The organism is Ruegeria sp. YTSC004 (assembly GCF_059609805.1).
Genome location: NZ_JBXWMJ010000007.1, coordinates 1 through 24,290 on the forward strand (window position 1 = coordinate 1; position 24,290 = coordinate 24,290).

The 24,290-nt window shown below is 56.0% G+C and carries 28 protein-coding genes and 1 tRNA gene; 16 read left to right on the forward strand and 13 right to left on the reverse strand.

What is annotated here, in order from left to right; genetic code table 11:
• Window positions 1–182 precede the first annotated feature (182 nt).
• Window positions 183–605, reverse strand: a complete 423-nt coding sequence (locus tag AC2FFP_RS13225; protein WP_496844402.1) for a hypothetical protein — start codon at window positions 603–605, stop codon at window positions 183–185.
• 206 nt (window positions 606–811) lie between these two features.
• Here AC2FFP_RS13225 and AC2FFP_RS13230 point away from each other — a divergent pair, with 206 nt between their 5' ends.
• Window positions 812–2,521 (forward strand): adenylate/guanylate cyclase domain-containing protein, encoded by a 1,710-nt coding sequence (locus AC2FFP_RS13230; protein WP_496844403.1) that lies wholly within the window; start codon window positions 812–814, stop codon window positions 2,519–2,521.
• 140 nt (window positions 2,522–2,661) lie between these two features.
• Here AC2FFP_RS13230 and AC2FFP_RS13235 read toward each other — a convergent pair whose 3' ends face one another.
• Window positions 2,662–3,306 carry a thermonuclease family protein gene (locus tag AC2FFP_RS13235; RefSeq protein ID WP_496881190.1) on the reverse strand — a complete coding sequence of 215 codons (645 nt, stop codon included), beginning with the start codon at window positions 3,304–3,306 and terminating at the stop codon, window positions 2,662–2,664.
• Between the two features lie 887 nt (window positions 3,307–4,193).
• Here AC2FFP_RS13235 and AC2FFP_RS13240 point away from each other — a divergent pair.
• Window positions 4,194–4,397 (forward strand): hypothetical protein, encoded by a 204-nt coding sequence (locus tag AC2FFP_RS13240; protein ID WP_170418263.1) that lies wholly within the window; start codon window positions 4,194–4,196, stop codon window positions 4,395–4,397.
• Between the two features lie 2 nt (window positions 4,398–4,399).
• Window positions 4,400–4,660 carry a hypothetical protein gene (locus AC2FFP_RS13245; protein ID WP_170418260.1) on the forward strand — a complete coding sequence of 87 codons (261 nt, stop codon included), beginning with the start codon at window positions 4,400–4,402 and terminating at the stop codon, window positions 4,658–4,660.
• 647 nt (window positions 4,661–5,307) lie between these two features.
• On the opposite strand, the gene AC2FFP_RS13250 is transcribed toward AC2FFP_RS13245, so the two are convergent.
• Together AC2FFP_RS13250 and AC2FFP_RS13255 are read right to left on the reverse strand one after the other, a co-directional pair.
• Window positions 5,308–5,383, reverse strand: a tRNA-Ala gene (locus tag AC2FFP_RS13250).
• Window positions 5,384–5,525: 142 nt separating this feature from the next.
• Entirely contained in the window at window positions 5,526–5,852 is a 327-nt protein-coding gene (locus AC2FFP_RS13255) for a TIGR02300 family protein (protein ID WP_496726988.1), read from the reverse strand.
• Between the two features lie 100 nt (window positions 5,853–5,952).
• Between AC2FFP_RS13255 and AC2FFP_RS13260 the strand changes: the two genes are divergently transcribed.
• The 3 genes from AC2FFP_RS13260 (at window position 5,953) to AC2FFP_RS13270 (ending at window position 8,565) form a co-directional block, all read left to right on the forward strand.
• Window positions 5,953–6,648, forward strand: a complete 696-nt coding sequence (locus AC2FFP_RS13260) for a M48 family metallopeptidase (RefSeq protein ID WP_496767298.1) — start codon at window positions 5,953–5,955, stop codon at window positions 6,646–6,648.
• Window positions 6,649–6,678: 30 nt separating this feature from the next.
• Window positions 6,679–7,326, forward strand: a complete 648-nt coding sequence (locus AC2FFP_RS13265; protein WP_496767296.1) for a GntR family transcriptional regulator — start codon at window positions 6,679–6,681, stop codon at window positions 7,324–7,326.
• Between the two features lie 111 nt (window positions 7,327–7,437).
• A complete protein-coding gene (locus AC2FFP_RS13270; protein ID WP_496767294.1) occupies window positions 7,438–8,565 on the forward strand; it encodes a lytic murein transglycosylase in 1,128 nt (375 codons plus the stop codon).
• A 4-nt stretch (window positions 8,566–8,569) separates the two neighbouring features.
• Here the strand turns inward: AC2FFP_RS13270 and AC2FFP_RS13275 are convergent, their stop codons facing one another.
• The 3 genes from AC2FFP_RS13275 to AC2FFP_RS13285 all read right to left on the reverse strand — a co-directional run bounded on the left by AC2FFP_RS13275 (window position 8,570) and on the right by AC2FFP_RS13285 (window position 11,150).
• Window positions 8,570–9,532: an acetyl-CoA carboxylase carboxyltransferase subunit alpha gene (locus AC2FFP_RS13275; protein ID WP_108861352.1), complete on the reverse strand. Its 963-nt coding sequence runs from the start codon at window positions 9,530–9,532 to the stop codon at window positions 8,570–8,572.
• Window positions 9,533–9,633: 101 nt separating this feature from the next.
• Window positions 9,634–10,317 carry a hypothetical protein gene (locus AC2FFP_RS13280; RefSeq protein ID WP_496726992.1) on the reverse strand — a complete coding sequence of 228 codons (684 nt, stop codon included), beginning with the start codon at window positions 10,315–10,317 and terminating at the stop codon, window positions 9,634–9,636.
• 236 nt (window positions 10,318–10,553) lie between these two features.
• Window positions 10,554–11,150, reverse strand: coding sequence for a LysE family translocator (locus AC2FFP_RS13285; RefSeq protein ID WP_496881145.1), 597 nt, complete (start codon window positions 11,148–11,150; stop codon window positions 10,554–10,556).
• 73 nt (window positions 11,151–11,223) lie between these two features.
• Here AC2FFP_RS13285 and AC2FFP_RS13290 point away from each other — a divergent pair, with 73 nt between their 5' ends.
• Window positions 11,224–11,676: an Lrp/AsnC family transcriptional regulator gene (locus AC2FFP_RS13290; RefSeq protein WP_058273360.1), complete on the forward strand. Its 453-nt coding sequence runs from the start codon at window positions 11,224–11,226 to the stop codon at window positions 11,674–11,676.
• Between the two features lie 115 nt (window positions 11,677–11,791).
• Window positions 11,792–12,367, forward strand: coding sequence for a PA14 domain-containing protein (locus AC2FFP_RS13295; RefSeq protein WP_109312215.1), 576 nt, complete (start codon window positions 11,792–11,794; stop codon window positions 12,365–12,367).
• Window positions 12,368–12,408: 41 nt separating this feature from the next.
• Here the strand turns inward: AC2FFP_RS13295 and AC2FFP_RS13300 are convergent, their stop codons facing one another.
• On the reverse strand, window positions 12,409–13,368 hold the full coding sequence (locus AC2FFP_RS13300) for an L-malyl-CoA/beta-methylmalyl-CoA lyase (RefSeq protein WP_496726994.1): 960 nt from the start codon (window positions 13,366–13,368) through the stop codon (window positions 12,409–12,411).
• Window positions 13,369–13,663: 295 nt separating this feature from the next.
• Here AC2FFP_RS13300 and dgcN point away from each other — a divergent pair, with 295 nt between their 5' ends.
• The 3 genes from dgcN to AC2FFP_RS13315 all read left to right on the forward strand — a co-directional run bounded on the left by dgcN (window position 13,664) and on the right by AC2FFP_RS13315 (window position 16,577).
• Window positions 13,664–14,665, forward strand: coding sequence for an N-acetyltransferase DgcN (gene dgcN / locus AC2FFP_RS13305; protein WP_108861347.1), 1,002 nt, complete (start codon window positions 13,664–13,666; stop codon window positions 14,663–14,665).
• Between the two features lie 74 nt (window positions 14,666–14,739).
• Complete coding sequence (gene dgcA, locus AC2FFP_RS13310; protein WP_496726995.1) at window positions 14,740–15,705, forward strand: N-acetyl-D-Glu racemase DgcA; 966 nt, start codon at window positions 14,740–14,742, stop codon at window positions 15,703–15,705.
• A gap of 11 nt (window positions 15,706–15,716) precedes the next feature.
• Window positions 15,717–16,577 carry a D-amino-acid transaminase gene (locus tag AC2FFP_RS13315; protein ID WP_496726996.1) on the forward strand — a complete coding sequence of 287 codons (861 nt, stop codon included), beginning with the start codon at window positions 15,717–15,719 and terminating at the stop codon, window positions 16,575–16,577.
• Window positions 16,578–16,620: 43 nt separating this feature from the next.
• On the opposite strand, the gene AC2FFP_RS13320 is transcribed toward AC2FFP_RS13315, so the two are convergent.
• The 3 genes from AC2FFP_RS13320 to AC2FFP_RS13330 all read right to left on the reverse strand — a co-directional run bounded on the left by AC2FFP_RS13320 (window position 16,621) and on the right by AC2FFP_RS13330 (window position 18,055).
• Window positions 16,621–16,935: a DUF1244 domain-containing protein gene (locus AC2FFP_RS13320; protein ID WP_496767290.1), complete on the reverse strand. Its 315-nt coding sequence runs from the start codon at window positions 16,933–16,935 to the stop codon at window positions 16,621–16,623.
• A 77-nt stretch (window positions 16,936–17,012) separates the two neighbouring features.
• Window positions 17,013–17,252, reverse strand: coding sequence for a DUF6868 family protein (locus AC2FFP_RS13325; RefSeq protein ID WP_108861343.1), 240 nt, complete (start codon window positions 17,250–17,252; stop codon window positions 17,013–17,015).
• Window positions 17,253–17,317: 65 nt separating this feature from the next.
• Complete coding sequence (locus AC2FFP_RS13330; protein ID WP_496780210.1) at window positions 17,318–18,055, reverse strand: N-formylglutamate amidohydrolase; 738 nt, start codon at window positions 18,053–18,055, stop codon at window positions 17,318–17,320.
• 132 nt (window positions 18,056–18,187) lie between these two features.
• On the opposite strand from AC2FFP_RS13330, the gene pyk reads away from it, so the two are divergent.
• The 5 genes from pyk (at window position 18,188) to rplT (ending at window position 22,643) form a co-directional block, all read left to right on the forward strand.
• Entirely contained in the window at window positions 18,188–19,633 is a 1,446-nt protein-coding gene (pyk, locus tag AC2FFP_RS13335; protein WP_108861341.1) for a pyruvate kinase, read from the forward strand.
• A 244-nt stretch (window positions 19,634–19,877) separates the two neighbouring features.
• The gene (locus AC2FFP_RS13340) at window positions 19,878–20,315 is read left to right on the forward strand and encodes a universal stress protein (RefSeq protein WP_058279007.1); all 438 of its coding nucleotides are present in this window, start codon (window positions 19,878–19,880) and stop codon (window positions 20,313–20,315) included.
• 14 nt (window positions 20,316–20,329) lie between these two features.
• Window positions 20,330–21,880: an alanine/glycine:cation symporter family protein gene (locus AC2FFP_RS13345; protein ID WP_496844409.1), complete on the forward strand. Its 1,551-nt coding sequence runs from the start codon at window positions 20,330–20,332 to the stop codon at window positions 21,878–21,880.
• Between the two features lie 182 nt (window positions 21,881–22,062).
• The gene (gene rpmI / locus AC2FFP_RS13350) at window positions 22,063–22,263 is read left to right on the forward strand and encodes a 50S ribosomal protein L35 (protein ID WP_010443552.1); all 201 of its coding nucleotides are present in this window, start codon (window positions 22,063–22,065) and stop codon (window positions 22,261–22,263) included.
• 14 nt (window positions 22,264–22,277) lie between these two features.
• Window positions 22,278–22,643, forward strand: a complete 366-nt coding sequence (rplT, locus tag AC2FFP_RS13355) for a 50S ribosomal protein L20 (RefSeq protein ID WP_058273348.1) — start codon at window positions 22,278–22,280, stop codon at window positions 22,641–22,643.
• Window positions 22,644–22,774: 131 nt separating this feature from the next.
• On the opposite strand, the gene AC2FFP_RS13360 is transcribed toward rplT, so the two are convergent.
• A complete protein-coding gene (locus AC2FFP_RS13360) occupies window positions 22,775–23,593 on the reverse strand; it encodes a DUF2189 domain-containing protein (RefSeq protein ID WP_496767283.1) in 819 nt (272 codons plus the stop codon).
• 174 nt (window positions 23,594–23,767) lie between these two features.
• The gene (locus AC2FFP_RS13365; RefSeq protein WP_496767282.1) at window positions 23,768–24,229 is read right to left on the reverse strand and encodes a hypothetical protein; all 462 of its coding nucleotides are present in this window, start codon (window positions 24,227–24,229) and stop codon (window positions 23,768–23,770) included.
• Window positions 24,230–24,290: the final 61 nt, after the last annotated feature.

Here is a 24,290-nt window from a genome sequence, read left to right on the forward strand (position 1 = left end):
CGGCTTTTGATTGGTGAGGCTGATAATATCAGGCCTCGTTTGCCCAAGGAGAGCGACCACCGCGATCACACCATGTCGTTCGACCAAATCGCAGCATCCGTCACTATGGGCTCGAAGCGGTCAGTCGGCAAGTTTTTCTGAGCGCCTGCTGCGCGGACGAAGTTGCCGTTCGACAACCCAGCTCAAAACGCTCTAGGAACTCTTTCGAAGTTTGGCAGCGCGAGCACTTGGCGGCTGTCTTCCCAGATTATTTTACCCGGAGTTCTCGTTCCTATTTCGCGAATCTCACACCCCGCAAGAGTTAGAACGGCTGCCAGTTCGCGCGCCCGTACAACAACGCTACCAGCCTCACGACGGAAAAATTTGGCATCTTCCCGAAACCAAAACAGCGACCTTCTAACGTCGGGTGTGCGAACCTTTCCCTTGAGCCGGGGATAGGTTAACCCGCCACCGCCATCTGCGCTGAACCAGTAGAATGCTTCTTCATGTGCTCTCTGAATGCTCCCTTTCTGCTTTGAAAAATCAACATGGTCGCGGGCCGCAAACATACCGAGTTCTGCGTTGATATTGGGATGAGGTCTATTGCTGACAAAACGGACAAACATACTGGAAAGGTAGTTGTGATACTTCCGTAAGATCAAGCACATCTGCACGTAGCTTTGGGTTCCCTGCTGCCATTCTCTGCCGCTAGTATCTACCAACGGTAAGAGCCCAAAGCGGTCGCGCTTTCTTGATGGAACCCCTTTGCTCTAACTACCGGGCTGACATTGCTCTTTCTACAAGCTAGCTTCCAACAAGCGGGGAGAGAAACATGGAAAAGAGGCTTGCTGCGGTGCTGGCGGCTGATGTCGCCGGATACTCGGCGTTGATGGATCAGGATAGGGACGGAACACTCAAAGCGCTCAAGGCTTTCCGTGAGGATCATCTAATACCCGCTTTAGCAGCCCATGATGGGCGACTGGTCAAAAGCATGGGCGACGGATGGATTGTTGAGTTTCGCTCCGCATCAGCCGCGACAGAATGCGCGATTGCTGTTCAGATTGCTGACCGACCACAGGAAATCCAAATCCGCATCGGCATACATACCGGGGAAGTCGTTTCGGAAGGTGATGATATATTCGGTGACGGTATCAACATAGCTTCCCGTCTCGAGGCATTAGCGGAACCGGGGCAAATATTGATTTCAGACACCGCACATAACAGCCTAGACAGGAATGCCGCCGCCTCGTTCTCTGGCGGCCAGCAGGCCGAATTGAAGAACATTGCCCGCCCCGTTGGCGTGTGGCAGTGGCCTGTCGGTTCGGCGGCTACAAGTCCAACTGTCAAATCGGAGAAACCCGGTATTGCTGTGCTGCCGTTTGACAATATGTCTGGCGACACTGAACAAGAGTTTTTCGCCGATGGGATTACCGAGGACATCATAACTGAGTTGTCTCGGTTTCGTTGGTTGATGGTCGTGGCGCGAAACTCGTCTTTTACATTCAAAGGAAAGAGCACTGACATTCGCGAAGTCGGGCAGGTGCTCGGCGTGAGATATGTGCTTGAAGGTTCTGTAAGGCGCGCGGGTCAGCGTCTGCGGATAACAGGACAGTTAATTGATGCAGAGAATGGCAGCCATATTTGGGCCGATCGTTTCGATGGGATGCTGGACGATGTTTTTGACCTTCAAGATCAGGTCACACAGGAAGTTGTCACGGCAATCGAACCGTCCGTTCGCCATGCCGAGACGGTCCGCGCTCGGGCGAAACCGACAGAAAACCTCGACGCGTATGAACTTTATCTCCAGGCTCAGTCACATTTTCACCTGCTGACCGACGAAGACAACCGTGAGGCTATTCGCCTTACACGTCTGGCGTTGGAGCGCGATCCTGATTATTCGTCGGCAGCTGGATTGCTTGCGTGGCTGCATATCCAAAGGATGGTACAGGGACTTAAGCCGATTGATGAAGGGCCTAAAGCAGCCGTAACCGCAGCAGAACGTGTGTTGTTAAGTGACCGCGCGGATGGAATCGCGTTGGCTTACGCCGCACACTCAATCTCTATGCTTGCACAAGACTTGCCGCGAGCTCGCGCAGTTTTCAAACAAGCACTAGCCGAAAATCCAAATGCTGCGACCGTTCACATGCTCGCTGGCATCAATCTGAATTTTCTCGACAGACCCGAAGAAGCCCTCGAACACGCGACACACTCGATCAATCTCAGTCCGAAAGATCCGATGCGGCACGCAGCCTATGTAGGGCAAGCCTCCGCATTTTTCCAACTTGGCCGCTATGCTGAAGCTGTAGAGGCCAATCGAAACGCCTTGGCCATTAGGGCGAAATTCGTGATTACTCATCTCATGCTCATCGCATCCTTGGCTCAAAACGGAGACCTTGAGTCAGCAAGGGCTGCGGTATCTGAACTGAAGGAACTTCGTCCGGATCTCGACATTAAAGAACAAACGAAGCTCCCCATATTCAGCGTTCCCGAATGCTCGGAGCAATGGCGGGATGGATGGCTAAAAGCAGGCCTTCCAATCTGAGAAAGCAAAGTTAAGCAGGCGACCCAATCCGGCGGCTTCGTCCGCAACCCGGTCATAGCCGTGTTTTTTACCAGTGTCTGCTCTGGATCAAAGCAGCCGTTTACGCTCCGACCTGTTAATAGGTCCAGAGCCTAATAGTCTCAGCTCCGGCTCACCATTATTGTCGTCCTCTGTCGAATGCGGACAGAAGCATGCCCAAATTGCCCGTTAGCGAGCCTTCGCCGCACTCCCGGTGGCTCTAGATGGCGATACTTACCACGAGAAAACTCCGGCAAATCTAACGCCAGTCCTTGTTTAATTAACTCTGAACCAATGTCTCGACCGTCTGGTAGATAGCATGTTCCCACAAGTCGGTCGTAAGACCTTTCACCATCAAGTTCTGCGGTAATGGTCTGCCCCTTACAAATTTCGACCATCGCCCATTTGGACTTTTGGCCGTAAGGCATGTCCAATTCCGGAGCATCGATTCCAGCCAAACGAATTTTTGTTCCATTTATTCGGATAGTGTCTCCATCTATCACATAAGCACGCCCTTGCAGCATCATGCTCTTTGGCATTGCTGGTATTGGGTATGCTGGCTTGTGGATGCGGCGTCTATTGTTGGGTCGAACAACTGGCTTCAGCGTTGATCGCCGATTGTTAGGTCGAACTACCGGCTTTAGGGAGGTTCTTCTCCGACGAGAGCGACCTACCGCACGGCCTATGGAGCGACCTATAGAGCGGCTTGAGCCAGTGACCTTAATCAAAAGTCCGCCAAAAACAACGGCCAAGACAACTAGTTCCATTGTTCCCAAGACCCTTCCACGAAGCGGATGAATTATGTTGTTCAAATAGGGTGTTTTGGGGTCGAATTGCTTTCGATTCACGGCCAATAGTTTTTTAATTTCCGCCAAATTAATAATATACAGATCAACTACTTAGCTACTCTCGGAAGTTTTAATCCGAATTGAGGTTCGTACCGTGGTTCATCAACACCCAAGTTAATCAACCAAGTCATGGATACTGGCTTTGATGTTCGGTTCGCCCAGAGAAAAAACACCCGCTGAACCGAGGCGGGGTACCGGCTATTGATTCAACTAGCGAAACGACCTGTAACACTCATGCCCCATTTAGCTGGGCAGTCCCCTGACCAGATTGGCCCCGCGCTGCTCGTCGTCCCCGAATTGGGCGGCGCGGGGAACTTATGATCCAACCTGTGATCCTCGCCGTAACAAATTTACCCCAAACTGCTACCCGCGTTGTTCAACTGGTTTCCCTCCGAACAATGCGGGTATTTTTGGGGATGAGGGGGTAACGAGTGTCAGTCCCGCCATTGAGCGTGACCTTTTTGCATTGGACCGGCGACGCGACTCTATCTTATCGTCACAAAAAGTTTTTGTAGTTTAGGTTTCAAAATGGACAACACAGTTCTTTACTTTTTAGTTGGCATCTTTGTCGTCGGACTTCTCACGATGGGATACTACTCAAGGGGCAACGGTGCGTTAATCTAAATTGTGATCGTGGTCGGTGTGATAGGAGCAATTATAGCTTACCTAAGCGGTTATTTCGGTGAACTTCCACAGTAGGGATAACCACCCGGTTAATGGCATTGGATGATCTGACAGGTCGGCCAATTAAGCAGTTTGGCGAGGCACGGTACAGTTGACAGAACGAAACGAAAGGTAACTAAGCCATGGAAGCACCGATTATCCAACTCATCGCTATGCTCGTGTTGCTTATTGTCGTGATCTGGCTCTACATCCTGCCGATCACGATGGCGGGACGGCGCAACCGATCCGGCCTGATCTGGTTTCTGATTGGTCTTGTTGGATCACCCATATTAGCAATTCTGTTGTTGTTCGCGTTGGGTGACGCACCAGAGCAACCGGCAGCCTGACCATGAGCGATGACAACGTAATCGAATTCAAGACAGATGCGGTGCCAGAACCACTAGAGGTCGTGTCGCGCACTGCGGCTAAAAAGCACCTGCAAAAATTTACGGCAAACCTGACCCGGCACGTCGAAGCGGCGGATTGGGAAAATGCTAGAGTATGTGCAACTCTAATCTTTATGATCACGCACCAACTGACCGACCCTGACGCAGACACGATCTGCTTGAAAGGTAGTCTTGCCCTAACGATGCCCGATTGGCCCGTCTAACTCTGGTGCAATCGGTAACGGGTGGTCTGGTGGCTCGACACCATGCTTTTCCAGCCATTCAAGCACTTCACCCCATTGGGTTTGGATGCTGGGTGCACTGCGGTGTTCGTGCAGACTTTCCAGCCTGCAACGCAGGTCGTAGGGGATCGTTCGCGGCCATCGATTCATACCGCATGTTCTAATTTTGTTCTTGCGGCTGTCAACGGATCATCGCGCTTTCAACTTGATGCCAATGTCATCCTGAGTCTACTGTGAGTCGTGACGGGCACTGTCGCCAGTGTCCGCCTGCTAGATAGGTTTCTAGATTTGGGTCGTTGCACTGTTACTTGTGGCCAAACTTTCCCAGTGCGACGACCAGACCTGCCACCGATGCCAATGTTCCAATTATGGTTATGACGTCGATCAGGTTTAGAGCTATACTGCTCATACTTATTAGCTTGAACTGTCCGACGCTTGGTTAAAACAGAAAAGATGCAGTCTTTTTGACATCTTTGATGTTGACAGTAGGGTGGGCGAGTCGTCGGTCAAACTAGCCCATATTGCCCATATTGCGGACGATACTGCACCCCCAGCGCACCCCACAGGGGCGCACCCTCGACACCAATGAGCCGTAGTGGTCCGTAAGCGTATAAATTATATGAGGTTTTTGGTGGAGCCTAGGGGAGTCGAACCCCTGACCTCTTGCATGCCATGCAAGCGCTCTCCCAACTGAGCTAAGGCCCCATCATGGTACCGCGGCTGCGGTGGGCGGACATTTATGAGACAGTGACATTGAGTGCAAGTCCAAAAATGGAGTTTGCGGAAAAGTTTCTGTCTTGCATCCGAGGATCGTCTGAGGCGGCGCAGGGGCCGCCCCGGACAGGTTTTAGCTGTCGTCTTCCGACGGCATGTCGGTAATCTCTTCCAGCGAAACGTCATCGTTGCTGTCGTCATCATCGTCCAACAGATCATCGTCCAGTTCGACGTCGACATTTTCGTCATCGTCCAGAACCAGATCTTCTTCTGAAGCATTTTCGCGTGCTTTTGCCGATGCGGCATCTTCCGCATCTGCGGCGATCATCCGGCTCTTGCCGGTTTCAAGCTCCACGATCTCGCCGGTGTAGGGGCTGACGATCGGGTTCTTATTCAGGTCGTAAAACCGCTTACCGGTCGTCGGGCAAACGCGCTTTACACCCCATTCTTCCTTGGGCATTTCAGATCCCCTTGATATCAGGTGAGTCGTAGTAATGATTCAGGTCACGTGCCACATGCAGCGGGCACTGTCAAAGCCTTTGAGCAGGAGAAACAGGCACATGGGGGATCACGCATTGCCCGGAAAACCGCCGGTGCCGCTAACGCTGCGCAAATCAGCCAGGGCGCGGCGTATCAGCCTGCGGATTTCTCAATTGGATGGGCGGGTTACACTAACCTACCCTAAAGGTGTGGCTGAAGCCGAGGCGCTGAATTTCGCCAAGGTCAAGGAAGACTGGATCCGTCAGCATCTTGAGGACCGACCCAACCCATCAGCCGTAGGATTCGGACAATCAATCCCTATAGAAGGCAAAGATAGGCGAATCGTACTGGCAGAGGGCCGACGCGTTCTGCTGCGGGACGCAGAGGTTGCAGTCCCCAAAGGGGCCGAAGCCCGGCGATTGGCACGGTTCCTAAAGGAACTGGCGCGGGATCGCCTGACCGAGGCTTGCGACGATTATGCGGCTATGCTGGGCCGTCCTTATTCCAGCCTGACCTTGCGCGATACGCGGTCTCGTTGGGGATCGTGCAGTTCCGCTGGTGGCCTGATGTTTTCGTGGCGCCTGATCCTCGCGCCATCGGACATCCTTCATTATGTCGCCGCACATGAGGTTGCGCATCTGGACGAAATGAACCATTCCCCCGCGTTCTGGGCGCAGGTCGAGCGTCTGTTTGGTGACTGCAAAGCCCAAAGGCGCTGGCTGCGCGACAACGGGGCGCAGCTTCATCAGTACAGATTTGATGGCGCGACGAGTTGACCGCGCGGCAATTTGTGATCACATGGGGTTATGTTAAGCGCTCGCCAAACCGAAACCCAACCTGCAGCTCATGATCTGGTCTATCGAGCCCTGCGCTCGCGTATCATGCACGGCGACATAGCGCCCGGGCAGGCGTTGACCCTGCGCGGCATCGGCAAGGAATTTGATGTCTCAATGACGCCTGCGCGTGAAGCGGTGCGGCGGCTGGTGGCCGAAGGGGCGTTGTTTCTGTCTTCTTCGGGTCGGGTGTCCACGCCCGAGCTGACCAATGACCGTATCGAAGAGCTGGCAGCCCTGCGTGCACTGCTAGAAGTCGAGCTGGCCAGCCGTGCATTGCCCCGTGCGCACATGGCGCTGATAGACCGGTTGCAGAGCATCAACATGACCGTCGCGGAAATGGTCACGAAACGGGATGCCGTCGGTTACATCCGATCAAACCTGGAATTCCATCGCACGCTGTATCTGCGCGCTCAGGCTCCGGCGATGCTGGCCATTGTGGAAACCGTGTGGCTTCAGTTGGGGCCGACGATGCGCGCGCTTTACGGGCGGTTGCGGCGGACAGAGCCGCCGCATTATCACAAGCTGATCATCGCCGCGTTGAAGGCGGGGGATGAGCCCGGATTGCGGCTGGCCGTACGTTCAGATGTGACGCAGGGGCTGCGCATGCTGGTCAGTTGAGCGGCTTGTCGCCGAAGTGATCGGGTTGCCTTTTCCAGGCACCGCAGAACTAGCTTGCGCACTTGGTCTGCGATACTCTGACCCAAATCACAACAAGAGCAGATTTCAGACATGATCAATCGACGCCTATTTTCAGTTGGACTTGGGTCAACCTTTTTGGCCGCCTGTTCGGGTGGCGCGCCAACCAGCGCCCCGGCAACGCGGATGCGGGCCGTCCCCAACGCAGGGTGGGACGCCTGGGTTGCCGGGTTCAAGTCGCGCGCGGCCTCGCAAGGCATTTCTCAGACCACCATCAACCGGGCCTTTCAGGGGGCAGGGTATCTGCCGGATGTGATCGAACGGGACCGCAATCAGGTCGAATTCAAGCGCTCACTCGAAGACTACCTGGCGATTGCTGCGTCGGATGAACGGATCGCAACCGGCAAACAGATGCTGGTACGCCATGCCGGAACCCTGTCAGCGATCGAGGCAAAATACGGCGTCGACAAAGAGGTTGTCGTGGCCGTATGGGGCTTGGAAAGCCGGTATGGAGCCCGCCGCGGGGATGTGCCGGTGGTATCAGCGGTTTCAACCTTGGCCTATGACGGGCGTCGCGGTGCGTTTTTTGAAAAGCAATTGATAGCCGCCCTGAAGATCATTCAAGAGGGCGATACATCGCCCGCGAACATGACCGGCAGTTGGGCCGGGGCGATGGGGCACACGCAGTTCATCCCGACCTCTTATTTGGCCTACGCGGTGGATTTTACCGGTGATGGTCGTCGGGATATCTGGTCTGAGGATCCCACGGACTCTTTGGCCTCGACCGCCGCATATCTGGCGCGCGCTGGCTGGGTACGCGGACAGCCTTGGGGGGGCGAAGCAGGTACTGTTTCGGGAACGCCTGTGGCGGTGTTGCAGCCGCAAACGCCGGGGCCGCGGATTGCGGTGTTCCGCAACTTCCAGGTGATCAAGCGCTATAACAACTCGGACAGCTACGCGATCGGCGTTGGGCATCTGTCGGACCGGATCGCCGGTGGCGCCCCGTTTCAGGCCTCGTTCGGGCCCGATGCGACCGGGTTGACGCTTGAGGATCGCAAAGAGCTGCAGCGCCGACTGACATCCGCAGGGTACGACACCCAGGGCGCGGATGGGGTTATCGGCAACAATACGAAATCCGCCATCAGCGCGTATCAACGCGCCAGTGGTTTGGCCGTAACCGGTGAACCTTCAGCGGCTTTGTTGCGTCAGCTCGGCGGCTGACGGATTACGCCGCCAGCCCTTTCGAGCCGATATCCAGGAATTTTTGGCGGCGGTCCTTGATCAGGGCTGCCGCATCCTTGCCATCCAGTTCTTTCAGCATAGCAGCAATGGCACCTCGTACAGAGTCGACCGTTGCGGCGCGGTCGCGATGCGCGCCGCCCTTGGGTTCGGTGATGATGTGATCACAGACGCCCAGCTTTTGCAGGTCTTGAGCAGTCAGCCGTAGCGCTTCGGCGGCCTCACGCATCTTTTCCGAATCCTTCCACAGGATCGACGCACAGCCTTCAGGTGAGATTACCGAATAGACCGAATGTTCCAGCATCGCGACCCGGTTTGCCGTGGCAAACGCTACTGCGCCGCCTGAACCACCTTCGCCGATGATCACAGACACCAAAGGCACGCCGATCTTCAAGCACATTTCGGTCGACCGCGCGATGGCCTCGGACTGGCCGCGTTCCTCGGCACCTTTGCCCGGATATGCACCGGCCGTGTCGATCAGAGTGATGACGGGCAGACCGAAACGTCCAGCCATTTCCATCAGGCGTACGGCCTTGCGATAACCTTCAGGGCGGGCCATGCCGAAATTCCGTTCGATCCGAGATTTGGTGTCCGAGCCTTTTTCGTGCCCGATCACCATGACGGGCTGGTCGTCGAAACGGGCCAGGCCACCGATCACAGCCAGATCGTCAGCAAAGTTGCGATCACCCGCTAGCGGTGTGAATTCGGTAAACAGTTCTGCCACGTAATCCTGGCAATGGGGGCGTTCAGGGTGACGCGCGACCTGACATTTTCGCCACGGAGTGAGGTCACCGTAAAGCTCGTCCAGCAGCTTGGCAGCCTTGGCGTCCAGCGCAGCGGCTTCTTCGGCCACGTCCATCTCTTCGTTGGCACGGGCCAGCGCGCGCAGTTCCTCGGCCTTGCCTTCGATCTCGGCCAGGGGTTTTTCGAAATCCAGATACTGGGTCATGACGCCTCTCAACGCGGAAGTTCATTGCTATATGAACTTGCTGTCAGAGGAATGCAACACAAGGTAAAGCGCGCCCCGATCAAGGGCCGCGCCGGTATGGGTCACTTCACAGGTACGTAGCTGGTCGGAAGGCCGTCGTCGTCAGCGTTCACCATGTAGTACTGGTTCTCGCCGCTGTCCCAGACCAGAAATGCGTCTGCGCCTTCGGGTTTGGTCTGTTCGCCCCATGGGGCCTGAATGGTCAGAGCATCGCTTTTTGCATATCCCAGATCAGACAGGCGCAGCATATCAACCGGTGTTGTCTTGAGCGCGCCAACAATGCCGGGCGCCTGATCTTCGAACATCGCCTTGACCTCAGGGGCCATGTCCAGCCGTTCGATCAGGCGCGTATTCTTGGCGGCAACACTGTCCAGCGAAACCAGCTCGTAGGCCTCGTCAAACGTGCTTTTGCCGATGATGTAGAAGTCTGGGCCATCCTTGCGGAACTGCAGCGCAATGATCGAGCCGGTGTTCTCGGTCAGGTAAGCCTGATCGTAACTGGTGCCATCAACCGAACCGAGGTTTTCGCGTATCGCGTCGGGGATGGCGTCGAAGTCATCGCTGGTCAGCTGCCAACCCAGGATTGGGCGATCCTTGATATAGGCTTCGGGCGCCGGGTTATGCTGGCTGACACGTTCAGAAATCATGGTTTGTGTCTGGACGTCATCGGCCTGCGCAATAGCCGGTATTGCGGCAAGGATGGCGGCAAACAGAATTTGGCGGAGCGGGCGAGATGGATTGTTCATATTGGTCCTCATTTACCATGTTGAAAAATCTATTGGTCTCGTGAGTTATACGCCCAGTGTAACATTCTTACCTGTGTATTCCGATTTGAATTCAGCAAGATATGTGGCCGCAGAATATGCATCCCTAGGCGGGCAAATAGAAAGGATGCTGATGACGACCCGTTATGAAGACAGCGTTCTGCGTGTTTTGGCCCACGTTCATGATAATCAGGCTGAAGACCTGGCGCTGAAATTGCTCAGTTCGGGTATAGAACAGGGTAGAGCGAGCCGACGAGCAAAGCCGCCATTGTCCAGTTGAACACCATCAGCCGGCGTGGGTTCGTCAGGATGCGCGCCATTTGCTGACCCAAAACGGTCCATGTGCTGACCGAGGGCAGGTTGACCGCTCCGAATACAAGAGCCACGACAACGATGGCCTGAAGGGTCTGATCCGGTGTGTAGGCAGTTGTGGCTGTCAAGGCCATGGCCCAGGCCTTGGGGTTGACCCACTGAAAGGCTGCCGCCTGCCGGAACGTCATCGGCGTGCCTGTCGTGTTTTGCCCCTTAGCCGGGGCGGCATGCGCGATTTTCCAAGCAAGGAACAGAAGATACGCAACAGAGGCGAATTTCAGCACCGTATAGCTGATCGGATATCTGTCGAACAGCTGCACGAGGCCGGTGCCGACCAATAGCACCATGAAGGTAAACCCAAGCCCGATCCCCAGCATGTGCGGGATGCTTTTGCGAAATCCGAAATTAACCCCTGACGCCATCAGCATCAGGTTGTTGGGTCCAGGCGTAATGGACGAGACAAAAGCAAAGGCGATCAAGGCCAGAAGGATATCGTAGGTCATGAGTTGGATAATTGCTGCAAACTGAACAAATGAAATTGCGTTTTAATGCGTGATCTCACTAATATCGCAATCAATGGCGAAAATTGACCACATAAATCAGCAAATATTGCGAGAGCTATCACAAGACGGCCGCATCAGTAATCTGGATCTGGCCGACCGGGTGGGGCTGTCTCCTTCTGCCTGCCTGCGCCGCGTGCAGGAGCTGGAGCGTTCGGGTGTAATCTCGGGTTACCGCGCAGTCCTGAACCCATCCGAGATTGGCGTCGGATTTGTCGCCTATATCGGCGTTGGGCTGGGAGAACATACCAAAGCTGCACAGGAAGGGTTCGAACGCGCCCTACAACGTGTGCCGGAAGTGGTCGAATGCCACAATATCACGGGGACCATCGAATACCTGTTGCGCGTGGAATGCGCGGACTTGCCTTCCTACAAGACATTCCACACCGAAGTTCTGGGAACACTGCCGCATGTGACGTCGATCACGTCTTATGTGGTGATGGATTCACCCAAGGATATGCGCGCCTGACGTTGGAATTGTGATCTTCAACCGGCTTGCCGGGTGAATTTTCACAGCCTAGTGTCTTCTCAAGGACCTGATCGAAGGGGAACAACCCCAACAGGCCACACACAGGGAGAAGATAATGAAATTTGTTCGCATTGGAGCGCTGATAGCAGCTGCGGCGTTTATCGCCAGTTCAGCAGTGGCCGCGCCGCTCAAATTGCAGCCCGCCAGTCCGCAACCCAGTCCAAAAGCGGGATTGAATGTAAAATATGTGGGAACTGGTACTCAGCGCAAAATCCGCAACCTCACTCATGCCAAGCAGTTGCTGCCTAAGGCTCAGCCGGGGCAGCCGCTGATCGGTTTGGATTATAGGGATACAAACGAAGGCGAGGATGTTTTGACATTCGACCACCACTATAATGTCGCCGCAGAAATCACCGGTTACATGCGCTTTGACTCACCGGGGGTATACGAGTTGGAGACATGGTCAAACGATGGGATCGATGCCTGGGTCGGCGGGCAGCAGATCGGCAAAGTCAATAGTATTCAGGGGTGTGAGGCCAATCAACGAACCGAAGTAGAGGTGCCGAAGGCGGGTTGGTATCCGCTGAAGATAATCTATTTTCAGAAGCTCGGTACATCTTGCCTGATGATGAAGTCAGGAAAAAAGGGTGAGCGTTTTACATGGACGCCTAACGACGTCTTTGGCCGGTAGGCCCCAATAAGGCGCCCCTAAGGGCGCCTTATTCAATTAGATCAGCTCGCGGCGATCAATTCGGCCTGCGCCACGATCACCTCGGCCTGTTTGATCGAGGCGATGTCGACCAGACGGCCTTTGTAAACGGTTGCGCCTTCGCCATTGGCTTTGGCCTGCTCCATCGCAGCCAGGATTTCGCGTGCCTCGGACACGGCTTCGTCCGACGGGGTGAAGACCAGGTTGGCCAACGCGATCTGCTTGGGGTGGATCGCCCATTTACCAACCATGCCCAAGGTAGCCGAACGTTTCGCTTGCGCGATGTAACCTTCGTCGTCTGAGAAGTCGCCAAAGGGTCCGTCCACGGGCAGAACGCCATGTGTCCGGCATGCCGCAACAATGGCAGCCTGCGCCCAATGCCACGGATCGGACCAATGCTTTTCGCCTTCGCGCAGCATGTAATAGTTTTCTTGCGTGCCGCCGATACCGGTGGTCTGCATCCCCATCGAGGCTGCAAAATCTGCTGCACCCAGGCTCATCGCTTGCATGCGCGGAGACGAGGCCGCGATCTCTTCGACATGGGCAACGCCAGCTGCGGATTCGATGATCACCTCAAAGCTGACGGGCTTTGTGCGGCCCTTGGCGCGCTCGATGGCGGTGACCAGCGCGTCAACGGCGTAGACATCTGCCGCGCAGCCGACCTTGGGGATCATGATCTGATCCAGCCGGTCGCCGGCTTGTTCCAGCAGGTCCACCACATCGCGGTACCAATAGGGTGTGTCCAGCCCGTTGATGCGCACGGACATGTATTTGTTGCCCCAATCGACGGTGTTCAGCGCTTCGATTACATTTGCGCGCGCGGCGTCCTTGTCCGACGGCGCGACCGAGTCCTCAAGGTCGAGGTTGATTACGTCAGCGGCCGACGCGGCCATTTTCGGGAACAGCTTGGTGTTTGATCCCGGTCCGAACAACTGGCAACGGTTGGGGCGCGCGGGGGCGGCGGGTTGGATGCGAAAGCTCATCTGGACCTCGTGCGAGAAAGGAAATTACGATTTTCTTGCCTCATGGGGTATTAAATTGCGCAAGCCATAGCAAGCATCTTTGTGCAGGTGCGGCAATGCAATCGCAGCAATTGCCGCAATACTGGGTCAAAACAGCGATTAAAGTTTAATCGCTTTAAAAACTTGAAAGATTAGTGCGCTACTTAAAGGAATGGCGCAAAAATTTCCCACGTGACGGGGCGTTGTCAGGCGAAAACGCGAAACACTCGTGGAAATCGTCCCCTAGATTGCGCCAGAATCAAAGGAGTGAACCGCAATGATCGAGACACCGTACCTGCTGTTTTTGGGCGATGCGCCCGACCAATTGGCGGCCAAAGTGGCAGTTGGCATTAAGGACTGGCGTCCTGAAAATGCCGTCGGCCAGTACCGTATGGAAGGTTGTAAGGCTGATTTGGGCCTGACCGACATGTCCCTGACCGAAGCGAAAGAAGCCGGCGCCAAGACGCTGGTCATCGGCGTGGCCAACCGTGGCGGCGTGATCAGCCAGGAATGGAAGAAAGTTCTGGTGATGGCGCTCGAGGAAGGATTTGACCTCGCCTCGGGCCTGCACAACCTGTTGTGTGACGAACCCGATCTGGTTGCCGTTGCCGAGGCCACTGGCCGCAAGCTGCACGATGTTCGTGTGCCATCGGTCGAGTATCCGATTGCAAATGGTATCAAGCGCAAAGGTAAGCGCTGCCTGGCCGTTGGCACCGATTGCTCGGTCGGTAAGATGTATACTGCGATGGCAATGGATGCCGAAATGCGCGAGCGCGGCATGAAGTCGACCTTCCGCGCAACCGGTCAGACCGGCATCCTGATCACCGGGGACGGCGTGCCATTGGACGCGGTCATCGCGGATTTCATGGCGGGTTCGGTCGAATGGCTGACACCTGACAATGATGATGACCACTGGGATCTGATCGAAGGGCAGGGGTCGCTGTTCCACGTGTCTTATTCCGGTGTGACCATGGCGCTGATCCACGGCGGCCAGCCCGATGCGCTGATCCTGAGCCACGAACCGACCCGAGAGCATATGCGCGGGCTGCCGACCTATCAGTTGCCGACACTGGAAGCGTTGCGCGACACGGCGCTGGCACTGGCAAAGGTCGCGAATCCGGCATGTGAGGTCGTTGGGGTTTCGGTTAACACCCAGCATATGTCCGAAGAGGACGCCACCGCATACCTGGCCAAGGTTGAGGCGGAAATGGGCCTGCCTGCGACTGACCCGTTCCGCTTTGGTTCGGGTAAGCTGGTGGATGCGCTGGCCGCACTGTGATCTAAGCGGCGCGTCGGAGGCGGGCTTGTCCGCCTTCGGCGAGAGTATTTTGAAAAAGATGAAGGAGCTGGCGCGTGCAGGTAGAAGTTTCTCGTGACATGTTTCGGCTGGCGCAGGTTTTTACGATCTCGCGTGGGTCTCGGACCGAGGCCAGGGTGCTGACGGTTCGGATTTCTGACGGTACCCATCAGGGGTGGGGCGAATGCGTGCCCTATGCCAGGTATGATGAAACGCTGGATTCGGTCGAGGCCGAGATCGCAGCTTTGCCTGCTGAATTTACCCGCGACAGCCTGATGGACCTTTTGCCTGCAGGCGCGGCGCGGAATGCGGTGGACTGCGCCCTTTGGGATCTGGAGGCAAAACGCGCCGGAAAGCGCGCCTGGGATCTGGCCGGGCTGCCAGTTCCGGGACCAGAGATCACTGCGTATACACTGTCGCTCGATACGCCGGAAAAGATGCAGGCACAGGCTGCCGTCAACGCGCATCGGCCCTTGTTGAAGATCAAGCTGGGAACGCCGGATGACATGCCCCGGCTGGAGGCCGTGCGCGCAGGTGCACCAGATGCCACGATCATCGTCGATGCAAACGAAGGCTGGTCCGCTGGTGTTTACGCGGACCTTGCCCCGCATCTGGTGCGATTGGGTGTGGCCCTGGTCGAGCAGCCTTTGCCCGCCGGTGAAGATGACGCGCTGATCGGGATGGAGCGCCCCGTGCCGGTGTGTGCCGATGAGTCCTGTCATGATCGCACAAGCCTGCCTGCACTCAAGGGCAAGTACGATGTGGTCAACATCAAGCTCGACAAAACGGGCGGCCTGACAGAGGCGCTGGCCCTGCGGGAACAGGCGCTTGCTGAAGGCTATCGCGTGATGGTCGGATGCATGGTCGGAAGCTCTTTGGCTATGGCACCTGCGACACTGTTGGCACAGGGCGCAATGGTAACAGACCTTGACGGCCCGCTTCTGCTGGCCGAAGACCGCGACAACCCGCTGATTTTTGATGATGCCGGAGTGCACCCGCCCAAAGCGGACCTCTGGGGCTGAGGAGACAAGACATGACCCGCACCGTTTATGTAAATGGCGAATATCTGCCTGAGACCGAGGCCAAAGTATCCATCTTTGACCGTGGTTTTCTGTTTGCAGATGCTGTCTATGAGGTCACCAGTGTTCTGGATGGAAAGCTGATCGATTTCGAAGGTCACGCAGTACGCCTCAAACGGTCTCTGGATGAGCTGGAGATGGCTGAGCCCTGCACAAAGGATGAGTTGCTGGAAATTCATCGCAAGCTGGTAGAGCTGAACGGCATCGAAGAAGGGCTGGTCTATCTGCAGGTCAGCCGCGGTTCGGATGGCGACCGCGATTTTGTATTCCCGCCCGCAGATACCAAGCCCAGCCTTGTGCTGTTCACTCAAAACAAGCCCGGCTTGGCCGATAGCCCAGCCGCCAAGAAGGGCGCCAAGATCATCTCGATCGAAGACATCCGCTGGGGCCGCCGCGACATCAAGACCGTTCAGCTGCTGTACCCGTCGATGGGCAAGATGATGGCCAAGAAGGCAGGCTGTGACGATGCGTGGTTGATTGAGGACGGTTATGTGACCGAAGGCACCAGCAACAACGCCTACTACGTAAAGGACGGCAAGATCGTCACCCGCCCGCTTTCGAACGACATTCTGCACGGCATCACCCGCAAGGCCGTCCTGCGTATGGCCGCCGAGGCGCAGATGGAAGTGGAAGAACGCCTGTTCACCATTGATGAGGCGAAGGAAGCGGATGAGGCTTTTACAACTTCGGCCAGTGCGTTTGTCATGCCCGTGGTTGAGATTGACGGGGTTACGCTGGGCGACGGTACGCCGGGGCCAATCGCCAAGCGTTTGCGAGAGATTTATCTGGACGAAAGCCGCAAGGTCGCAATCTAAACAAAAGGCCCGCCAGGTTGGCGGGCCTCTTTCGTTTTGGGCGTCAGCCCTTATTCGTCACATTCTCTTCGAACGCGACCTTGAAGGCGGCCTGCTTCTCCGGGCTGGCGTCGGTCTGGTAGTTGGCTTTCCATTCATCCATGGTCATGCCATAGAAAATTTGACGGGCTTCATCCTTGCCCATCTCGATGCCTTTTTCATTGGCGGCTTCCTGATACCATCGCGACAGGCAGTTGCGGCAGAACCCGGCCAGATTCATCATGTCGATGTTCTGCACATCGGTGCGGTCCTCCATCAGATGCTGTTGCAAGCGACGGAATGCGGCTGCCTGAAGTTCTATTTCGGTTTGCTTGTGCATGGTCTGGCTCCGGATGACAGAAATACGTGCTGTAAATGACCTAGCGGCCAAAGGGCGATGTTTCAACGATCAGCGTATCAGGCCAGTTTCAATGCCAGCCAAGGAGTGATGCAGAAGATCAGTGTCAAAATCTTGTAGTTGGCCAGATACCGGAAATATGCCCGTTTCACTGCGGGGCGCTCCATCTGGAACATCTTGCCGTGGATGCCTGCGATCCAATCCTGCAACAGCAAGATCATCACTGTGGTGAACAGCAGAACCGCGATGTTAAGCACAGCCATCCAGCCAAAGACGGACGTCAGAAACTCCTGAGTCATTGTGGCCTCCTTTCCCAATAATATGGGGTCTGGGGCGGGTTCTCACAATGACGTGAGGGCATTTGTCACAACCCGCTTTCGCCCAGTGCGTCCTGCAGGATAGGGGCTAGCCGCTCGGCCCATTCTCGCTGTCCCGCGTGTTCGGCAATCAGGTCATTGCGCAGCTCGATCAGTGCGTTGGGGCGACCAAAACTGGTACAGTGTTTGTCAATGGCATCACCGGGCAGCACGCCGGTATAGGGTTCATTAACGCCGACGCAAAGGTCACCCTCGGCCTCTAGACGGTTGATCAACGGGCCCGAGAACCGTTCGTCCGGAGTATGCAAAACCCCAATATGCCACGGGCGGGGATCACGACCCCTTAATTGCCGCGTGAACGAGTGCATCGACACGATCACCGCATGCGGCAACGCGGCCATCTGCGCCAGCGCGTCATGATACGGGCGATAGCACATGTTCAACCGCCGCTCTCGTTCTGCCGCATCGGCGTGCCGGTTGCCGGGAATGATCGACCCGTCATAGAGCTTCATCAACAGGGTCGGATCATCTTCGCCGCGGTTCGGATCAATCACGAGGCGGGAAAAATTGGCCGCGATCACGGGTGCATTCAAAAGCTCACCCAGATGTTTTGACACCTCGTAGGCACCTACATCATAAGCGATGTGGCGTTCCATATCTTCACGAGGTAGGCCAAGATCGCCACCGTGGATTTCGGGCGGAACCAAGTTGGATGCGTGGTCGCATGTGATCAGCCAGCGCGAGGGCCGATCCGCGCCGTGGATAAAAAACGGGGAATACGTCATAAGCCTGTCATCTAGTTTGTCGCAGGTTTAGGGCAGTTGCTTTGAAAAGGGAATTGCGCAATAAGCAGGCGGAGCAATGTTTGCGGTAACATTTGCGCAGAATCAAGAGAAGACGTTAGGAGAGCCAGACCAATGCGACGCCTGAGAAATGTGAAAATCGTGGCGACGCTGGGACCGGCGTCAAATGACTATGACATGATCCGCGCGCTGTACGAGGCAGGCGCAGACGTCTTCCGCCTGAATATGAGTCACGGCAGCCATGATGAGATCCGCGAACGCCACCGGATCATCCGACAGATTGAAAAAGATCTGGACAGGCCAATCGCAATTCTGGCTGACCTTCAAGGACCCAAGTTGCGTGTCGGGGTGTTCGCCAACGACGCAGAAGAACTTGAAGAAGGCGCGGCCTTCCGTCTGGACTTGGACCCTGCGCCCGGAGATATCAACCGCGTTTGCCTGCCGCATCCCGAGATTTTTGCCGCGTTGGAGCCGGGTGCGCGCCTTCTGGTCAACGACGGCAAAATCCGCCTGACCGTGCAGGACTGTGGCCAGGATTTCGCTAATTGCACCGTTGAGGTCGGCGGTACGATCTCGAACCGCAAAGGTGTGAACGTTCCTGATGTGGTGCTGCCGCTGGCCGCCTTGTCGGCCAAGGATCGCGACGACCTGGAATTCGTCTGCCAACTGGGTGTGGATTGGCTGGCACTGAGCTTTGTGCAGCGTGCCAAGGATGTGTTTGAAGCGCGCGCGCTGGCCGACGGTCGCGCCTCGATCCTGTCCAAGATCGAAAAGCCTGCAGCGGTCGAGGCATTCGACGACATTCTGGATGCCTCTGACGGGATCATGGTCGCGCGCGGCGATCTGGGTGTTGAGCTTCCTGTGTCGGCGGTGCCCCCGATCCAGAAACGACTGGTACGCAAATGCCGTGGGGCGGCTAAGCCCGTGATCGTGGCCACTCAGATGCTGGAAAGCATGATCGAAAGCCCGATGCCAACCCGGGCCGAAGTTTCGGACGTGGCGACAGCAATCTACGAAGGCACGGATGCGATCATGCTCAGCGCGGAATCCGCTGCGGGTACGTACCCAATCGAGGCCGTGCAAACCATGAACAAGGTTGCGATCGAGGTCGAAGCGGACCCGACCTACACGCAGATTATCGCAGCGTCCCGGACGGCAAAGGGGACCACTATTGCCGATGGAATCGTTGCCGCCGCGCGTGAGATTGCAGAAAAAACAGATATCAAGGCGATTTGCTGTTTTACCCAAAGCGGCACCACCGCGCTTCTGACTGCCCGCGAACGTCCAGGCGTTCCGATCATCGCGATGACGCCTGCCACGGGAACCGCGCGGCGTCTGTGTCTGAGCTGGGGCTGTCATTGCGTGATGACGCCCGAGCTTGAGCGGTTCAAAGGCGCTGTCGTCAACGCGGCCCGTGCGGCCCGTGCCGGTGGGTTCGCATCCGAAGCCGATCAGATCGTGGTGACTGCCGGTGTGCCTTTCAACGTCCCGGGAACGACCAATATTTTGCGTATCGCGCCTTGCGATGAACGGCTGATCTACAACACTGATCCCGGGTGACAGTTGCGATGCAGGGCCTTGAAAAGCTGGTATCAAACCGATACGCCTAAATTTTGGGCGGAAAAAGTATATAAATTTCAATAGCATACCGAAATAACGGATGTGTTTGCAAGATAACTCTCTGTTTTTGAGGGTTTTTCCGGGATACTCGGGCGCATGGGCGGTCCACTTAATAAGTTCCAGGTTCCGGCTGCCCTGCCGGGGGCACGGGTCCCGGCATAACCAAAATTATTGGAGGAACGTTATGACAACGAAAATTGTCATTGGACTGGACGGGACAGAAACCGGAGAACACGCCATCGCCTTTGCCAAAGATCTGGCTGGCCGAATTGGTACGTGTGAATTGCTGGTTGTTTATGTCATCGAATGGTCCCCATTTACTTTTCAGACCCCTGAAGAGAACGCATTGCGGCACAAGCGGCGAGAAGAAGAAATCGAACTTGCGACGAACCGGATTGTTACCCCGGCTGTCGAGGCTCTGACCGCAGATGGTTACACAGTGCAGGGCATCGTGCGTCATGGCGACGTGGCTGAAACTCTGAACGCAATCACCGTTGAGAATGGCGGTTCGCAGATCATCGTCGGGCGCGCCTCGGCTGATGGATTCAAGAAACGCTTGTTTGGCAGCTCGACCCAAAATCTGGTCATGCACGCCGATGTGCCAGTCACTGTTGTGAACTGACGGGAGGGATGAGAATGACTATGTTGAAACATCTCTGGCTGGCTGTAATCGCCGCCTTGATCGCCGCTCCTGCGATGGCGCAAGAGGCGCCCGGGCTGGACGACAAGATCAATCAGGCATTTGCCGATTTCACCGGTCCATTTGTTAGCTTTATTTTTGCGCCGTTTCCGGGAACCAGTTTCCCGTGGATCGTGGGTTGGTTGGTCGTCGCGGCGACTGTCTTCACGCTGTACTTTGCCTTTGTGCAGCTGCGGTTCTTTGGCCATGCGATCAGCCTTGTCAAAGGCGACTACGCCGATCCCAATGACGCGGGTGAGGTCAGCCACTTTCAGGCTCTGGCCACGGCGCTGTCGGGGACAGTTGGTCTTGGTAACATCGCCGGTGTGGCGGTCGCCGTAGGCATTGGCGGACCGGGAGCCACCTTCTGGATGATTGTCGCGGGCCTGTTAGGCATGGCGTCGAAATTCACCGAATGTACGTTGGGTGTGAAATACCGTAACGAATACGAAGATGGCACCGTTTCCGGTGGCCCAATGTACTATATGTCCAAGGGCTTTGACGAGCTGGGCCTGCCTGGAGGCAAGATTCTGGCCGTCCTGTTCTCGATCTTCTGTATTCTGGGCGCGCTGGGCGGGGGCAATATGTTCCAGGCCAATCAGGCTCACCAACAGATTGCGGGCATCACGGGCGACTATCCCGGATGGATCACAGGGGTTGTCTTTGCAATCATCGTGTTCCTTGTCATTGTCGGCGGCCTGAAATCCATCGCACGGGTGACCGAAAAGGTCGTTCCGTTCATGGGCATCCTGTATGTGGCCGCGGCATTGGTGATTATCATCATGAATGCTGATCAAATCGGCTGGGCGTTCGGCCAGATTTTCGCAGGTGCCTTCACCGGCCTCGGCGTCGCTGGTGGTATGGTCGGGGCACTGATCCAGGGCTTCCGGCGTGCCGCGTTTTCGAACGAAGCGGGCGTGGGTTCTGCGGCGATTGCGCACTCGGCTGTTCGGACCAAAGAGCCGATCACCGAAGGGTTCGTCTCGTTGCTTGAGCCGTTCATCGACACGGTTGTGATCTGTACGATGACTGCGCTGGTGATCATCATCACCCAGCAGCTGATCGTCGATCCGGAAACCGGCAATTACATGCTGAACGAAGCGGGCAATGCTATTGCGACTGTTGATGGCAACTCGGGCGTCAGCCTGACCTCGGCAGCCTTTGGTAGTGCCTTCAGCTGGTTCCCATATGTACTGGCGATTGCGGTGGTCTTGTTTGCCTTCTCAACCATGATCAGCTGGTCCTACTATGGCCTCAAGGCCTGGACTTACCTGTTCGGGGAAGGCCACGCCAAGGAGCTGGTGTTCAAGGTCATCTTCTGCATCTTCGTTGTTATCGGCGCGGCGGCCAATCTTGGCCCTGTCATCGACTTCTCGGATGCGGCAATCTTTGCGATGGCGGTCGTGAACGTGTTTGCGCTCTACTTCCTGATGAAGGTGGTGCGTGAAGAACTGGCCAGCTATTCGAGTCGACTAAAGACTGGCGAAATCCGCAAATTCGAACACTAAATCAAACCACCGGGGCGGCCTTTGTCGCCCCGGTGCCTGATCAGCCTGTAAAAAGCGCAGATTCTGGTCCAAACCCCCTTGCCAGTATAGTCGAACTTGCGTAAACGGCGCTTCTGATCGCGTGACCGGCCGAGATGGCATGCCGAGTCGCGTCTGAAACCGAACCCCGAAAGGAGACGGAAATGCCTAAGATGAAGACAAAGTCGAGCGCCAAAAAGCGCTTTAAGGTGACTGCGACCGGTAAGGTCCTTGCTGGCCAAGCCGGTAAACGTCACGGCATGATCAAGCGGACCAAGAAATTCATCCGCGACGCCCGTGGCAACACCACCCTGTCCGCCCCCGACGCCAAGATCGTCAAGGGCTACATGCCCTACGACCGCTAAGAGGAGATTAAGAGATGTCCCGCGTTAAAGGTGGAACCGTAACTCACGCCCGTCACAAGAAGGTTATCAAGGCCGCCAAAGGTTATTATGGCCGCCGCAAGAGCACCTTCAAGGTTGCCCGTCAGGCCGTCGATAAGGCGAACCAGTATGCAACCCGCGACCGTAAGAACCGCAAGCGCAACTTCCGCGCGCTGTGGATCCAGCGTATCAACGCTGCTGTCCGTTCGCATGACGAAGCACTGACATATTCCCGCTTCATCAACGGCCTGACCTTGGCCGGTATCGAAGTGGACCGCAAAGTTCTGGCCGACCTGGCCGTGCACGAACCGGAAGCGTTCGGCACGATCGTCGCCAAAGCTCAGGCCGCTCTGGCTGCTTGATCCTCTTTCGAGAGACAGTGAATGAAGGGCCGTCCCGTTTGGGGCGGCCTTTTTCATTGATAGCCGAAAGTGAACTCAGCAACACTTCGGTAAACTAAAGCGCATAACGTCCATGGTGATGCTCGGATAGATTATTCCTGCGCTGGTGGTACCGCCCGTTGATAAAGATGCCACGTGGCGTGGCCAAGGATCGGCAGTGTGAAGATCAGGCCCAGAAATGCCGGAACCAGCGACAACAGCATGGTAACCGAGATGATCGCAGCCCAAGTGAGCATGACACCCGGGCTTTCCGCGACGACGCGCAAAGAAGTCAACATGGCGGAAACAAAATTGGTTTCCCGGTCAAGCAACATGGGCATGGCAATGACAGTGACCGAAAAAAGGACCGCCGACAGAAATGCGCCGACGCAAGTTCCGATGGCGAGGAAGGCCCAGCCCTGAGGCGTGAAGAATACGGTATTCAAGAACCCTTCAAAATCCGAAAAGGATGCGTTTTGCAGGGTGATCGCAAGCCAAAGCCGGATCTGGTAAATCCAAACCCAGAAAATGAACAGGGTGACAAAGGCCATCCATCCCATTTCGCGTTTGCGCTGATTGGCCATCACAGTCAGGATTTCTGACCAGCCGAACCTCTCTCCGTTCTGCAACCGACGGGACATTTCGTAGAGCCCGGCGGCAGCGAAAGGCGCGACCAGCGGGAATCCAACAATGGCGGGAATGATCATCCAGATCTTTCCAAGCCAGACCAGACTCCAAACCATCAGGATTCCGAAAACCGCATAGAACAGGCCGAAGAACCCACTCATGAAGGGGCGCGCCAGAAAGTCGGAAAACCCTGCCTTCAGCGACTCGGTGACATCACCTGTAGTTACCTTGTTGATTTGGGGCATGGCCGCATGTTGCGGAGTCATGTTGTCCGGTGGTGTGGACCCTGTAGTTTTGGATGCCATGACACACTCCTCTCAAAGAATGGTGTCGCGCTGGGTGGTCTGCCAACTTGCTATGCGGTTAAGCAGACATCCTTCCTGAAACAAGTCTGCATCAGTGGCGGCATAACGGCAAGAGTAAGGATGGCGGCCAAACTTTGGCTGGCGAGTTTTGCTAATTTCAACGGAGCCATAAGCCTATTTGTTTGGGTCTTTCTTCACCAACTGCGCCGCAAACGCCACGCCGGTTCCCGGACCGGCATAGGTGACCATGATCACGTCATCCAGGTAGACCCCGTTGAAAATCCCCGCCGAGACGTCTTCGCCCGAAATCCCAGCCTCGGCCAGAACAAAGCGGGTGGGGTCGTCCAGACTGAAAGTGCCCATAGCTTCTTCTACGACCCACTCTTCATCGCCGATACGCCGCCAGCGGTTGGTGGCAGTGATGAGATTGCCGTCCAGTTTGGTGACTTCCAGCTCCATCTCGGTTTTCAGCAGACCTTTCCCGTGATTTGGGTTCGATTTGGCGAAGGCCACCAGATAGGTGCCGTGCCAGGTGCCGACGATCTGGGGAAAGCCGCTGCCTTCATCAGCGCTGGAAGGGGTGGTGACCGCAAGGGTGGCCACGGCGGCGAGGCTTCGGATGAGCTTGAGTACCATTGGACACGTCTCCTGCATGGGGTGTGATAACTACAGGGTACTGGAGTAGACGCATTTGACA